General features: G+C 38.0%; 2 protein-coding genes. One reads left to right on the top strand and one right to left on the bottom strand.

What is annotated here, in order from left to right; genetic code table 11:
- Positions 1 to 7: 7 nt before the first annotated feature.
- The gene (locus tag GKZ86_RS07730; protein ID WP_154782536.1) at positions 8 to 2,392 is read right to left on the bottom strand and encodes an arylsulfatase; all 2,385 of its coding nucleotides are present in this window, start codon (positions 2,390 to 2,392) and stop codon (positions 8 to 10) included.
- A gap of 596 nt (positions 2,393 to 2,988) precedes the next feature.
- Here GKZ86_RS07730 and GKZ86_RS07725 point away from each other — a divergent pair.
- Entirely contained in the window at positions 2,989 to 17,544 is a 14,556-nt protein-coding gene (locus tag GKZ86_RS07725) for a gliding motility-associated C-terminal domain-containing protein (protein WP_154782535.1), read from the top strand.
- Positions 17,545 to 17,570 lie beyond the last annotated feature (26 nt).

Below are 17,570 nucleotides of genomic sequence, written 5' to 3'. Positions count from 1 at the left end.
TAATTTATTATTTCAAATTAATGGTAACCTTGTCAATTTCACCCTGAAAAGTAAAAGGAACATCATAAGTTCGTACGACCGGAGTACCAAAATCTTCACCAACGTCTAAAGTTTCATCGGCAGAAAATCGGCTTGGAACTGTTTTTGGGATATCGCCGTTTGCGACTGTTTTTCCGTCTACCAATAACGTAACTTTTGCGGCTTTACCAACGCCGCCGCCTGCATAATCAAAATTAACAGTAACATTGTGTTTACCCGCTGTTAATGCCGTTGGAGATTGTATTGTCCATTTTGATTGTGGATAATGAGAAAAAGCGTAGGCAAAAGTTGGTTTTCCTTTTTGAAGCATTAACGCTAAACCGGCAAAATAGCCACCTTGCGTAATAATCATTCCTTCGTCGCCCGCTTTTACTTCAATATCAGCAGTAATACTGAAAGAAGTATTTTTCATATTTGGAGCCATTCCTTCTGTAATTCGGGAATTTCCTTCGTGATACACATAACTGGTTCTTCCTTTGTTTAAATTCGGACGATTTTCAGGATTTACACGATCAATATAGCGATCATCCAAAGGAAATACATTGAATTTTCGCCCTTCTTCTAAAAAGGCTTTTTGGAGTTCTTTTAATTTTTCCGGATTTTTCGCTGCTACATTATCAGCCTGACTGAAATCATTTTTAAGATCGTACAATTCCCATTTATAATCTTTCATAGGATCTTCTGACGGAATTGGATGTCCTTGCCACGGTAAATTTCGTGGTGTTGTATTGGCCAGCCAGCCATCTTTATAAATACCTCTGTTGGCAATAATTTCATAATATTGTGTCGTATGCGTTTCTGGTGCCGAAGCATTATCAAAACTATATACCAAACTTTTTCCGGCCATAGGAGTTTGCTTAAATCCGTCTACAGATGTTGGAGCAGGAATATTTGCCGCTTCAAGAATGGTAGGAACAATATCGGTAATATGGGTATATTGACTACGAATTTGTCCCGTTTGTTTGATTCTTTTTGGCCATGAAATAACCATTCCGGTTCTGGTTCCACCCAAATGCGATGCTATTTTTTTATCCCATTGATAAGGCGTATTCATTGCATGCGCCCAGCTTTGAGAATAATGTTCCTGTGTCCACGGACCACCAAATTCATCCAGATTTTTCAGCATGAATTCTTCCGTATCTTTTTCGCCGTTTACCATGATTCCAATTTCGCTTGTTAATCCTTGTCCCGTTGGATCTTCGGCACTTGCGCCATTATCTCCCATAATATAGATGATAAGCGTATTATCAAGCTCTCCCAAATCTTTAATCGATTGAATTACTCTTCCAATCTGATAATCACAAAAAGCCAGTTGTGCAGCATAAACTTCCATTTCTCTGGCTACGACTTTTTTCATGTTCGGACTAAGCTTATCCCATTTTTGATAATCATCAGGAGTTGGAGCCAGTTTTGCATCTTTAGGAATAATACCTAATTTCTTTTGATTTTCATACGTTGCAATACGCTGTTTGTCAAAACCCTGATCAAATTTTCCTTTAAATTTCGCGATCCATTCCTTTGGCGCCTGATGCGGTGCATGAGCCGTTCCGGGAGTATAATAAGCAAAAAATGGTTTGTTTGGAGAAACCGCTTTTTGAGTCTGAATCCATTTTATGGCATGATTAGCCAAATCTTTATCTAAAATATAATCAGGATCTACTTTTCCATCAACCAAATAAGGATCAATTGGTTTTGTACCTTCAATCAAAGAAGGTCTAAATTGATGCGCGTCTGCACCAAGAAATCCATAAAAATATTCAAAACCTAAACCCGTTGGCCATAAATAAAAAGGTCCGGCAGGAGTAGATTGCCAATCGGGCACATTATGGTTTTTACCAAACCACGAAGTACCATAACCATTGTCTGTTAATATTTTTCCGATAGTAGCCACGCTTTTAGGTACTAAACTATTATAACCGGGATAAGGAGTAGAAAATTCCATAATAATACCTGTTGCGGCAGTATGATGATTTCGACCCGTAATAAGTGCCGCTCTCGAAGGAGAACAAACCGCAGTGGTATGAAAACGATTGTACTGCAATCCGTTTTTTGCCAAAGCATCAAAATTAGGTGTAGGAACAGGGCCTCCAAAAGTAGAAGTTGCTCCAAAACCAACATCATCAATCAGAATCAATAATACATTTGGAGCTCCTTCTGGCGCACTAATTTCTTTAGGCCATTCGATAGGATCTGAATCCTTAATATTAGGTTCGATTTTACCTGTTTTCTGATACGCTTCAATTGGTAAAACAGTTCTGTCCGGCCAATTTCCTGTTGAGGTTTTTTCCTGAGCATGTATCAAATAAAGAGGAAGCAATATTATTGTTCCCAAAAGTAAAAATTTGCTTTTCATAATAAAGAGGTTGTTAATTATTAAAAACTAGTGTATTCTAAAGCAAAACGTTGATAAGCAATTGCAGCTATTTATTTGTAATATTTTTTGAATCTTTTTTTTATTTTATTTGATGGTTTTGAAAAATATTACACATTTAAAGTGTTGTTTTTTAGTGTATTGATAAGGCTGATTAAAATTAACAAAATATTTTATAAAATTTTAAATTGTAAGAATATTGATGTTTCATTTTATAATATGAAACATCTTTTTAGAATTTGATTTTAAGTTTTTTCTTAATTTTATCTTAAATGGAATGATAGTAATTCTGTCCTGTTTTAACAACAAATCTTGTATCCTGAAAAGAACATTTTTAGATGATACAGGTATTTTAGAAAGCTTAATTTTTTGTAATTATTGATTGAAACAAAACCGTAAAAATCATTATCTACACTATTCTTCATATATATATTTATTTCTGAAACATGAAATTCAGATTTTAAAAAGCAAATTACTTCTAAGCGCCTTTTTCTAATATCAATTGCTTCTTTCTGATATAATTATTTGATTGCCAAATAGCATAGAAAATTATTTTTTAAATTTTAAATAAAAGATTTATGAAATTAATTTACTCATTTTTGGATTCTAAAACTGCAAAAGGAATTTTACTATCTTTTTTATTTCTTTTACCACTTTTAGGATTTTCGCAAAACTGTACGGTAAATGCAAACGCAGATGTTTCAATTTGTCCCGGAGGAGCTTTGTCTTTGCCTCCGGATCAGTTTACTTTACTTGGAACGGCAAATACAGAACCGGGTTCTAATTTTTTGCAGAATCCTCAATGGACTCAAATTTCAGGTGGGGCTGTTCAGATTGTGAGTCCAAATTTAATGCAAACATTAATAAAAGGAGCAGTTCCGGGAAATTCGTATACTTTTAGATTATCAGCGCAATGTGGTGATGGCTCAACGGTATTTGATGATGTTACTTACACTATTTTGCCATTGACTATTGCAAAAGCGGGAAACGATCAAACGTATTGTGAAGGAACTTATTCGTTAAACGGAAATGCAGTTAGTGGATCAGAAACGGGAACCTGGTCTGTTGTTGGAACTAATAATGCAGGAATTTCTATTAGTACCCCAAATTCGCCTAATACATCTATTATTGTTTCCGGTAATAGTTCCGGTTCAACAACTTTAAGATGGACTATTACAAACTCTACATCGGGTTGTACATCTTTTGATGAATTGGTTATTACTACTTTAGGAGGAAGAGAACCTGTAACTGCAGGGACAGATATAACACTTTCCAATTGTTATTCATCGACTCAAAATGTAAATCTTAATGCAAGTTTTGGAGGAAATACCCCGGGACAGCAACAAGGAACGTGGACGGTTGTTTCTGGGCCCAATGTTCCAAATTTTGCAAATGTAAATGATAATAATACGAATGTAAGTGGTTTAATTCAGGGAACTTATGTTTTTAGATGGACAGTTGCCGGAACTTGTGCAAATGGTATTGATGAAGTTACTGTTATTGTTCCTGCACCTACAGCAGATGTTACGAATGTAGGAGACGCTACATTGAATTTTTGTGACGGACGAACTTCTACCATTTTGCAGGGCACTGCTCCTTTATATGTAAATGAAACTGTACAATGGACTCAAACAGGAGGTCCAACGGCGGTAATTGAAAACCCAACTTCGCCAACAACAGTAGTCTCAGGAATGACGACATTAGGAACGTATACTTTTTTATATACGCTGACCAATAGCATAACAAATTGTGTTACAACAGGCACACATAGCGTTATTTTAGAAGAGATAATGTCTATTTCCGGAGGAAGTGACCAGGTTTTAGGCTGTAATGAATTTTCTGCAACAATTCCGGTAACTTCAAGTGGTGGCGGACAAATGAGCTGGCAAATTGTAGACGGACCATTTATAAATCCGATACTAAATCCGCCATATCCTTCTTATCCAACACCTTTGGTGAATTTTTCAGGAAACAGTGTTGTTGTTGATCAATTGCTGTTTTCAGGTACTTATATTGTAAGGTTGATTAAAGCACCAAATCCGGGAAGTCAATGCGAAACTATTTATGACGATGTTGCCATAGTAGCTTCTGTAACGCCTACAACTTCGAGTGCGGGAACAACACAAACATTGCCTTGTAACGCAACATCTGCAACACTGGCAGGAAATATTGCTGTTCGTGGCAAAGGTAAATGGTCTCAGGTTTCGGGACCTTCGACCGTAACTTTTTTAAATGTAACTGATCCAACTACACTGGTGACACCTCTTGTAAGTGGGAAATATGTTTTTAGATGGACTATTTCTGGTGGGGAAGCTTGTAGTGTATCACAAAGTACATCAGAAATAATTGTTTCGAATGCCACTCCAACAACTTCGCTGGCAGGAAATGACCAGTCTATATGTTTTGGTTCTCCGGTTCAATTACAGGGAAATACTACTTTAAGCAGTGAAACCGGAACCTGGACTGTTTCTCCAAGTACGGGAATTACTTTTAGTAATATAAATGATCCTAACAGTACAGCAAGCGGATTGGCACAAAATACAGCATACACATTTACCTGGACTATTGTAAACGGATGCGGTTCATCTGCAGATTCAGTTAATGTTATTACTAATAATACACAAGGCGCTAATTCGAATGCAGGACCAGATCAATGTGTTGCAACAGGAACAACTTCAATAACACTGGCAGCAAATAATCCTGCTCCGGGAAATGGTTTATGGACTCAAACGGCAGGAAGTGCAGCTACAATTACAAACCCTACACAATATAACACTACTGTAACAGGTTTAAGTGATGGTAATTATGAATTTAAATGGACTGTAAGCAATGTAGGTTGTACTGATGGCGAAGATACGGTTGCCATAACAATTGCAGCGGCAATTACGGTTGCTCAGGCAGGAACTGACCAAAGAATTTGTAATAATGCTGTAACTACTGTAACGGGAAATACGCCTGCTGCGGGAGAAAGTGGTTTATGGGAACTTGTTAGTGGAGGTGATGGCCCAATTATTACAAATCCGACTAGTCCGACCACTACAATTACTGGTTTAACGCCTGGTTCGTGGGTTTATAAATGGACAATTTCAAGAGGAATTTGTGCAGCTTCTTCAGATTCGGTTCAATTGAATATTGATGAAGGTCCGTCAGCAGCAATTGCGGGAAATGATCAGGTGGTTTGTAATCAAAGTTCTGTTACTCTTGATGCGACTCCTCCAACAACAGGAAGCGGAATTTGGTCTTTGATAACCGGACCAAATTCGCCTGTATTTTCAAATTCAAGATCTGCAACATCTACTTTATCGGGACTTATTACGGGAGAATATATTTTAGAATGGACAACTTATAATGGATCAAACTGCCCTGAAAATAAAGATCAGGTAAGTATAAAAGTTACCGAAGTTGCAGCAGCAGGTTCTGATTTTTCTACTTGTTTGGAAGGGCCGCTTTATTTGGTAGGAAATGCAACAAGCACAGGAATCTGGAGCTATGTTTCAGGCGGAAGCGGTGCACCAACAATTACACCAACAGGAAATAATAGTGCTGCGGTAACAGGATTGATTCCGGGTGTTTATGTTTTTAGATATACGATTCCTGCACAAGGTTCCTGTCCTGAAACCTCAGATGATATTCAGGTAACTGTAAACGGTCAAATAACAACAACGCCAAACGCGGGACCGGATCAGTCTTTTTGTGATGCAGGTCCATCTGCGATTGTTCTTGCGGCGTCTGCGCTTGATGTGGGAACAACTGGAAAATGGACAAAATTATCAGGTCCTGCGGCCGGATCTTTTGCAGATGATACCAATCCAAATACAATATTTACAAATCCGGGTTATGGCACGTATGTTTTTAATTGGACAGTAAGCTCGGGAAGTTGTAACGAATCTGATCAGATTCGAATTGAAAATTTTCAGCCGCCATCGCCTGCAGTTGTAGAAGGAGATAACGCTATTTGCGGATCTGTAACAGAACTTACTGCAACTCCTCCAACTGTTGGAACTGGAAAATGGACTCAGGTTTCAGGACCAACAACGGCTGTTTTTAGTTCGGAGATTTTGCCAACAACAATAGTTTCTAATTTAACCCAAACGGGCGGTGTTTATGTTTTTAACTGGACTGTGACAAACGGAACGGTTTGTACACCAACATCAAGTAATGTTCAAATTACGGTTACAGCAGATTTAACAGTTCCTGAAGCGGGAGCAGATCAAACCATTTGCCAGTCTTCGACAGCTGTTTTAGCAGCCAATACAATTACGGTTGGAACAGGGGAATGGTCACAATTTAGCGGGCCAAATACGGGATCTTTTTCTAATATGGCAAATCCAACGGCTACTTTTACGCCAAACGGAGCAGGAACTTATGTTTTACGATGGACAGCAAGAAATCTTTCCTGTGAATTTTTTGATGATGTTACTATTATAGTTGATCCTTTGCCAACAACTTCTGCTGCAGGAACTCCAATTTCGATATGTGAGTTTCAGGCGTTAAATTTAAATGCAAATGCACCAACAGTCGGAACGGGACTTTGGACACAAATTTCAGGTCCATCAACGGCAGTTTTTGAAACTCCTAATTCTCCAACAACTGCTGTTTTTGGAACTCAGACGGGGGTTTATGAATTTCAGTGGACAATTTCAAACGGTTCTTGTCCTCCGAGTTCAAGTACAGTTTCAGTTACGATAAATCCTTTGCCTCCGTTGGCAGATGCAGGAATTGATCAAACGATTTGTAATGTATCAACAGCAACTTTAAACGGAAATAATCCTTCATCAGGAACAGGAACCTGGACCTTTGTTTCGAATCCCGGGAATACAGCTCTTATTACAAATCCAAATAATTTTAATACAACCGTAACGAATATTTCCATCGGAACAACACGATTAAAATGGACAATTAGTAATGGCGCTTGTACGGCTTATTCAGATGAAGTAAATATCGTTCGACCGGCAGATTTGATAACTTCAGCATTAACAAATGACAGCACAATTTGCGAAGGCGGAACGATAACTTTAAATACAACTCCATCAGGAAGTGTAGCTCCATACACGTATCAATGGCAGTCATCAGCAAATGGCATAAATGGATGGTCAGATATTCCTGGTCAGACTAATGCATCTTTTACATCAAGTAATTCTTTAACTTCAGGAGAATATTATTATCGCGTAAATGTTTCGAGTACTTGTACTCAAATTACGAGTAATGTAGCCAAACTTACCATTATTCAGGATCCTGTAATTACAATTCAGCCTGTAGGAAACACAATTTGTTCCGGTAACACACATACGATGAATGTTTCGGCAAGCACATCAAATTTGGCTGCAGGAACGATAAGTTATCAATGGCAAAGTTCGGTTGATGGAATTTCAGGCTGGGCAAATGTTTCGGGTGGAACGGGAGCGAATACAGATACTTATACAACGGCAGGATTAACTTCTAATTTATATTTTAGAGCCCAGATTGCACAATCAGGAAGTGGCTGCGAAACTTTTTCAAATCCGGCATTAGTTAGTGTTGCCACAATTACGGCGCAACCCACAACTCCTGCAGCAATTTGTGTTGGCGGTATTGTCAATATTAGTGTAACAGTTTCTTTAAACGGAGGTTCCGGAACATTAAGCTATCAATGGCAAAGTGATTCCGGTTCCGGTTTTGTAAATGAAACCAACCCAACGGCAACAACGGCAAATTTTACTTCTGATGCTTTAAATGTTACCACACAATTTAGATGTTTAATTACATCATCGACTACGAATTGTGTTTTAACTTCAAATACAGTTACGGCAACAGTTGTTCCTGATCCTGCGATAACCGCTCAGCCAACAGGCGGCGTTATTTGTACAGGCGGAATATTTACTTTATCTGTTACTTCAAATGGTGGTACTCCAAATTTAAATTATCAATGGTTTAGCAGTTCAGATAATGTGAGTTTTGCATTAATTTCAGGTGCCAATTCAAATACGTATACTACTCCGGTTTTAACGACTGACAGTTATTATAGAGTTGATATTTCTGCAACAGGAAATGGCTGTGGTCTGGTGACTTCAAATAGTGTTTTGGTAGATGTAATTCCTGATCCGGTTGTTACGCAACAACCAGTTGGAAGCACCATTTGTTCCGGAAATACACATACGATGAATGTTGTTGCTTCAAGCGATACTTTAGGTGGAATTTTAATTTATCAATGGGAAAGTTCTACAGACGGAGCATCTGGCTGGGCAAATGTAACAGGCGGAACGGGAGCGAATACAAACACGTATACAACGGCATCCTTAACTTCAAATCTATATTATCGAGTTAGAATTACGCAGGCTTCAAGTGGTTGTGAAGTTTACTCAAATGCAGCTCCGGTTTTTGTTACTACAATTTCAGGACAGCCAGTAACTCCTGCAGTTATTTGTGTTGGAGGAACAGTAAGTTTGAGCGTTTCAGCTTCAACAAACGGAGGTTCGGGAACCTTAATATATCAATGGCAAAGTGACTCTGGTTCCGGTTTTGTGAATGAAACAAATCCGACAGCAACAACTGCCAATTTCACATCAGATCCTTTAAGTGTAACAACTGTTTTTAGAGCTATCGTTACTTCACCAACAACAAATTGTACACTGACTTCTAATCCGATTACAGCAACTGTAGTTCCGGATCCAACAATAACAACTCAGCCAACGGGGACAACAATTTGTTCGGGAGGAAATCATTCTTTATCTGTTACAGCCACAAACGGAACTCCAGGTTTAACGTATCAATGGTTTAGCAGTTTAAACAATACCACATTTACGGCTATTTCTGGCGCAACCTCTACGACTTATGTAACGCCACCTTTAACACAGACAACATACTATAGAGTTGATGTTGCTGCAAGCGGAAATGGCTGTACCACCATTACTTCGGCTGTTGCTATTGTAACTGTTTTATCTGATGTTGCCATAACAACCCAACCAGTTTTAAGAACTAATATTTGCAGTGGTTCAACCGCTTCATTAAATGTAACAGCAAGCGGCGGATCTGGTAATTATACCTATCAATGGAAAAATGCGACTGTTCTTGCAGGACCATATAATGATATTCCGGGTGCAACTTCATCAACATATACAACTCCGGCTTTAACGCAAAACACCTATTATCAAGTCGCCATTTCTGATGGAACTCAAGGTTGTGATCCCGTTATATCAAGTATTGCAGCAGTTATAATTCCAACTATTTCAGGACAGCCCATTGCTCCGCCAACCATTTGTGTGGGAGGAACGGTTTCTATTTCGGCAATAGCTTCTGCTAATGGCGGTTCAGCTGTATTTAGTTATCAATGGCAAAGTTCAGCTGATGGTACAACTGGCTGGGCAAATGTATCCGGAGGATCAGGAGCTAATACTCAAAACTATACTTCGGGACCATTATCAGGTACGATTTATTATCGCAATGTAATTACTTCAGCAAATCCTGTTTGTACCCTTATTACAGATGCGGTTGTGGCAACTGTCATTCCTGATCCAATTATAACGGTACAGCCAACAGGCGGAAATATTTGTGAAGAAGGCACATTTACAATGACTTCCGGCGCTGCAAATGGTTCCGGCAATTTTACGTATCAATGGCAAAAATCATTAAACGGAACTACAGGCTGGGCAAATGTTACTGACGGTTCAGGAGCAAATACGACAACTTATACAACCGGTCCTGTAAATGCAGATACTTTTTATAGATTACAAGTAAGTGATTCCGGTATTGGCTGTGGTGTAGTAAATTCTAATGCTGCGAAAGTAGATGTTTTTGAATCTCCAATAATAGGCACACAACCCACAAATGCAGAAGTTTGTATCAATCAAACCCATACATTTACAGTTGTTGCTTCAGGAAATATTCCGTCAAGTACTTTATTATATCAATGGCAAACCGCTGCAGTTTTGGCGGGACCATATACAAACGTAACTGATGGAACAGGAGGAACAACAGCATCTTACACAACACCAAGTTATACTACTGCAGGAAATAGATATTTCAGGGTTTTAATTTCACAATCAGAAGCAGGTTGTCAAACCATTTCAAACCAGGTAACGCTGAATGTTTTTGGTACGCCGGCAGCTCCCGTTGGATTGGTAACACGACAACCATCATGTACGAATGCTTTTGGAACAATCTCTATTTCAAATCCCGACTTAGGAACCGGATATGAATATAGTATTGATGGCGTTAACTTTCAGGCAAGTAATATTTTTACGAATCTAACACCTGGAATTAAACAAATTTCAGTTAGAAAAACAGGTTTAAATACTTGTATTTCCGGCAGTACATCATTTACTATTTTTAACAGAATTTGTGCTGTTGCTGAAACTTTTGTTTCAATTTCAGGTGATACAGGCGGAAATACGGGAACGCATACTATTTTAGATTCTGATTTATTAAACGGAGTAATCCTAAATCCCGCAGATGTAACGGTAACTTTAAATTCAAGCTCCAGTTATTTAATTTTTGATAATATTACGAATACAATTTCTGTAGCAGCAGGAACACCGGCCGATAATTATACACTGACATATACTATTTGTGAAAACGCAAATCCTTCCAATTGTTCTACAGCAACAGAAACTATACGAGTAACCACTGCAGGAATTGATGCAGTAATTGATATTGTCCCAACACTATTGAATGGTTCTGTCGAAAATTTAGCGGTGATAAATGCGTTAACGAATGACAGGCTTGCAAGTGCGCAGGCAACAACTTCAAATGTTCAGATTTCTGTTGTAAATCCTGCTTTGCGCATTGATCCTGCAGTTGTACAAGTTCCTGTTTTAAATACTGCTACAGGAGATGTTGATGTTCCGGCAGGAACAGTAAGAGGGCTTTATGAAATTACATACAGAATTTGCGAAATTGGTAATTTCAGTAATTGTGATGTCGCCAGAATCGTTATTCCCGTAGGAACAGCTGTTATTGATGCTGACGATGATGTAGCCGAAAACATCAATGGCTTTTTAGGACAGCTAAATGTTGTAAATGCAATGGTAAATGATAGCTTAAATGGCGTACCTATTACTACAGCAAATTTTGATGACATAATAATTACACAAAATAGCGGAGCAGCACCTTTATACACTGGTGCCAATGTTCCTGTATTTAGTACAGTGACAGGAAATGTGAGCGTACCGGCAGAAACTCCTGCGGATACCTATTACATAACTTATACGATTTGCGAAAAATTGAATCCAACAAATTGCGCAGATGCAAGTATAGCTATAGTTGTTGATCCTGCACCATTAATTGCAAATGATGATGTTGTAAATAATGTAAACGGTTTTAATGGAGCCGTAAATTCTATTAATGCCTACGCAAACTCGCCCGGCGCAGATACTTTCAACGGACAATTTATCAATATCAATCTGGCGGGAGTACTTACGCCATCTGTTATAACGCCGGCTGCACCAAAAAGTCCGGGAGCTCCGGTTCCTCAATTGCTTCTTTCATCAGGAAGAGTAGTAGTGCCACCGGGAACACCTGCAGGGCAATATCAGATTAAATATCAAATATGCGAAAACCTGAATCCGGGCAATTGCGATGATGCCGTTATTACAATCAATGTTATTGCGCCAGTTATACTTGCCAATGATGATACTGTGACCAATGTCAATAGTTATTCAGGCGGTACAAATATTATAAATGCCTATGATAATGATTTATTAAATGGAGGAATAATTGATCTTACTACCATTACAACCACTATTATTTCAAGTCCGAGTGCAATAAATGGCGGTTCAGTTCCAACGTTTGATATTGCGACAGGTTTAGTGAGCGTTCCAGCGGGAACTCCGGCAGGAGAATATAGATTTGTTTATCAAATTTGTGAAAACCTCAATACAGGAAACTGCGATCAGGCAACCATAACAATTTCCGTTATTGCTGCTCAGATTGATGCTGTAAATGATGTTCCGTTTACTTCAATAAATGGATTTGTTGGAAATCCTACAGCTATAAATGCTTTAAATAATGATACATTAAACGGCATTTTGGTAATTCCGTCAGAAGTTCAAATTGATGTTTTAATTCCGGCAACTTCTATTAACGGAAGTTTAGTTCCGATATTAAATCCATTAACCGGAAACGTAAATGTACCGGCAGGAACCGCCGCAGGAAATTATGATATTACCTATCGCTTAAGTGAAAAACTGAATCTTACCAATAATGATACTGCTATTATTTCGATAGAAGTTACTGCTCCAATTATTGAGGCAAATGATGATACAATTGCCAATATAAACGGATATATAACTACAACAAATGCAATTAATGTATTGACAAACGATACACTTAACGGAGCAGCAACAGATATTTCAAAAGTAACTATAACCGTTGATAATGTTGCGATTCCAATAAACGGCGGACCAATTCCGGTTTTAGAACCATTAACTGGAAATGTTAGTATTCCGACAGGAACTCCCGCGGGAGATTATGAAATTAAATATACCATTTGCGAGAAAATAAATCCAGCGAATTGCAATGATGCAACCGTATTTATCAATGTAATTGGCGCATCGATTGTTGCAGTTGATGATTCGGCAAGTGGCATAAACGGATTTGTTGGCGCAAACAATGTTGTAAATGCTTTAACAAATGACACATTAAATGGCATTGCAGTGATTCCGTCGCAAGTAACGATCAGCAATATTGTTCCTGCATCAGCAATAAATGGCGGAGCAATTCCTGTTTTAGATCCGTCAAGCGGAAGCGTAAATGTCCCTGCAGGAACTTCGGCAGGAAGCTACACCATTCAATATCAATTGACAGAAAAATTGAATCTTTCTAACTTCGATACAGCAACGATAACCATTAATGTTGATGCGCCAGCGATTGTAGCCAATAATGATGTTGTAAATACTATTAACGGATTTGTTGGAGCCAATAATGTTATCAATGCGATTACAAACGACAGATTAAACGGATTGGATATTCAATTAATTAAAATCAATATAACATCAGTTTCAACAGCAACTCCTGCAGGTTATGTTTCAGGAAACCCGATTCCGGCATTGAATACTTTAACCGGAAATGTAGATGTTCCCGCAGGAACTTCGGCAGGAACTTATGTGATTCATTACAGTATTTGCGAAAAACTAAATCCAGCCAATTGCAGTGAAGCAGATATTACACTCAATGTTACAACTCCAAGTATTGATGCCGATAATGATTTTGCAAATAATATTAACGGATATGTTGGCGCAAATAATGTAGTGAATGCTTTAGCAAATGATGAACTTAACGCAGCACCTGTTCCGATACTTCAAATTGATATTCATTCTTTAAGTACAACACCTCCGTCAACTTCAACAAATGGAATTATTCCCGTATTGAATCTATTAACAGGATTTGTAGATGTTCCGGCGGGAACTTCAGCAGGAACGTATACGATTCAGTACGAAATCTGTCAAAAAATAAATCCAACAAATTGCAGTCCCGCAACGATAGTAATTATTGTAAATCAACCTTCAATTTTAGCCGAAGATGATACCATTACAAACATAAACGGATATGTAGGAGCAAGCAATGTTTTAAATGCATTTACAAATAATGATACCTATAATGGAGTTCTTCTAACAGATGTTAGTTTGATAAATCCAACAATTATAAATCCTGCAGTTCCTATCAACGGAGGTTTAATTCCAACATTAGATCTTGCAACAGGAAATGTGAGCATTCCGGCAGGAACTTCGGCAGGAGCGTATCAAATTCGATATAGAATTTGTGATAAACTGAATCCGACAAATTGCGATGAAGCCGTTATCAATATTCTTGTAATTGCTCCAATTATAGTTGCAAATGATGATGCAGCCGGAAATATTATTGGTTATACAGGTGCAAATAATGTTTTGAATGCCTATAATAATGATACTTTAAATGGCGCGCCAGTTGTGTTATCAGATATTAACAGAACATTAGTTACTCCGGCAAGTTCAATTAACGGAGCGCCAATTCCTGTATTGAATTTATTAACCGGAAATGTAGATGTTCCCGCAGGAACACACGAAGGCGAATATAGAATCGTATATAAAATCTGTGATAAACTCAATCCAACAAATTGTGATGAAGCCATTATCACCATTACTCTTATTGCAAACCCAATCGATGCCGTTGATGATGCGCCTGCAACACCATTTGATGGTTCTGTAAATACGACCAACGCCGTAAATGTTTTAAATAATGATACATTAAACGGAGTTTCGGTAATTCCGTCAGAAGTTCAAATTGATGTATTAGTGCCCGCAAATTCTATTAACGGAGGTTTAATTCCAATTTTAAATCCAGCAACAGGAATTGTTAGTATTCCTGCGGGAACAACAACAGGAACGTATAACATAACGTATCGTTTGAGCGAAAAACAGAATTTAAACAATACAGACACAGCCATAATTACAATATTGATACAAGCACCAATATTGGCCGTTAATGATTCTGCAAGCAATATTAACGGTTATGTGGGCGCAACAAATGTTGTTAATGCCATTGCTAATGATTTATTAAACGGAGTTGCAGTTCAATTATCTCAAATTACAATAACTTCGATAAGTACAACAAATCCGCCGGATTATGTTTCAGGAAATCCGATTCCGGTTCTAAATACAACAACAGGAAATGTTGATGTGCCGGCAGGAACTTCAGCAGGAACTTATACTATTCATTATGGAATCTGCGAAAACTTAAATCCTTCAAATTGCAGCGAAGCCGATATTATTGTTGAGGTTACAGTAGCCACAATTATTGCAAATAACGATATTGACTTAAATGTAAATGGATATGTCGGATCAGCAAATGCATTGAATGTTTTAGACAATGACAGTTTTAATGACTCATCTATAGAAGCTAAAAATGCGAAAGTAAAAGTGATTAATATTAGTCAAATCACGATTACAATTTTAGATCCGGCAGATCCTGTTAATGGAAATCCAAATGTGCCATCGCTTGATCCTGCAACCGGAATTATTAGCGTTCCGCCTCAAACTCCGGCAGGATTATATAGAATTGAATATAGAATTGCAGAGAATTTAAATCCTGCCAATTTTGATGATGCAACCGTATTTATTACGGTAACCGCAACGTTCATAGAAGCTAATAATGACACGGTTTTAAATATAAATGGATTTGTCGGTCAGGCCGATGTTATAAACGCCATTACCAATGATAATCTTAATGGAGTCGCAGCTTTATTGGCAGAAATTACAATTGGAGTTGTTACTCCGGCAGCTTCAATAAACGGAGGTCCGGTTCCAACTTTAGATAGCGTTACCGGAAATGTTAGTGTTCCTGCGGGTACGCCAAGCGGAACTTATACGATTAGATATCAAATTTGTGAAAACCTAAATGCTACAAATTGCAGTCAGGCTGATATTATTGTCACCGTAATTTCAGGACCAATAATTGCCAATGACGACGCTGCGGGTGGAATTAACGGTTTAGACGGAGCAAATAATGTTGTAAATGTTTTAACGAATGATTTACTGGATAATACTTCGCCAACCTTAGCTCAGGTAAAAATAAATGTGCTTTCGCCTGCAGATGTTATTAGTTCTGCTGCTGTTCCCGTTTTAAATACAGCAACAGGTTTAGTAAGTGTTCCGGCAGGAACTTCATCCGGAGTGTATACGATCGTTTATGAAATTTGCGAAAACCTAAATGCGACGAATTGCGATCAGGCGGTAATTAAAATAACCGTTTTACAACCCTCAATTACATTAATCAAACGAGGTATTTTCTCAGATACAAACCGAGACGGTTATGCACAGCCGGGCGAATTAATTCGTTATTCATTCTTAGTTACAAATACAGGAGCGATAGATTTAAATAATGTAACTGTGACTGATCCTAAAGCCACAATTTCAGGAAATCCAATTGCTACTTTACCGGTTGGTCAGTCGAATGTAACAAACTATACAGCAACTTATGTATTAACACAGGCTGATATTAATTTGGGAACCGTTACAAACCAGGCTTTGGTTACGGCACAACCTTCTACAGGAACTGCGATTCAGGATTTATCAGACAGTGATGATCCTGCATTAAGTGGTCAGGACGATCCTACGGTTACGCCTGTAACACAATTCAAAAAAATCACTTTGGTAAAAGGCGGAATCTTGACCGGTAACGGTGGAGCAGGTTCTGTCATTAATTATAATTTCATTGTTAAAAACACAGGAAATGTAATTTTAACCAACATCGAAATAACAGATCCATTAATTGGTACAGCAAAAATCGCTGTAACTCCGGGTACATTAATTCCGGGTGCAATAGGCACTGCAACTGCATCTTATACCGTAACAATTGCTGATGTCGTTCAGGGCGAAGTTGTAAATACGGCAATTGTAACAGGAGAAGCCCCAGACGGAGAACTTGTATTGGATATTTCTGATAGCGATGATCCAACTTTGGGCGGTGATGATGATCTTACTAATGTAGATTTAACCATGCAGCCTTCTATAGCCGTTGTTAAAACAGGAATATTTAATGATGAAAACAAAAATGGTTTTGCAGAAATTGGAGAAACAATAACCTATCATTTTGCAATTACCAATACCGGAAATATACCGTTGGTTAATATTATTGTGAAAGATCCTAAACCGGGAATCGTTATTACAGGAGATCCAATTATTTTGACAAAAGGCGCAACCAATACCGATAATTTTGTTGGAACTTATGTTTTAAGAGCTGAAGATATTAATGCCGGAGTTGTCGAAAATCAAGCCACAGTTCAGGGAGTAGACCCAAAACAAGTAACTATAACCGATACATCTGATGATAATTCTACTGCAGAAGATGATCCGACAATTCTGCCTTTAAATGCATGTAAAATCATTGTTTATAATGCTTTATCGCCAAATGGAGATGATAAAAACGAGATTTTCAAAATTGATAATATCAAATGTTATCCTGATGCTTACGTGCAAATTTATGATCGCTGGGGCGTTTTGGTTTACGATGCTTATGGTTATGATAATGAATCAATAGCCTTTAGAGGAATTTCTGAAGGAAGAGCAACGGTCAATAAACAAAAAAGACTGCCTGACGGAACTTATTTTTATGTGATTACTTATACAACATATCTCAATGAACCTGTGACTAAAACAGGTTATCTATACCTGTCCGGAAATTAAAACGGATATTTCTACAAGCCTGTTTA

This window comes from Flavobacterium sp. LC2016-13, from assembly GCF_009707955.1.
In the GTDB taxonomy this organism is placed as follows: domain Bacteria; phylum Bacteroidota; class Bacteroidia; order Flavobacteriales; family Flavobacteriaceae; genus Flavobacterium.
Note: the sequence above shows the minus strand (reverse complement) of the source record. Positions and strands in the feature narration are given on the sequence as shown.

Bases quoted from the DNA above. Each gene is read 5' to 3' on its own strand.
- GKZ86_RS07730 (WP_154782536.1), bottom strand. From the start codon at position 2,392: ATGAAAAGCAAATTTTTACTTTTGGGAACAATAATATTGCTTCCTCTT.
- GKZ86_RS07725 (WP_154782535.1), top strand. From the start codon at position 2,989: ATGAAATTAATTTACTCATTTTTGGATTCTAAAACTGCAAAAGGAATT.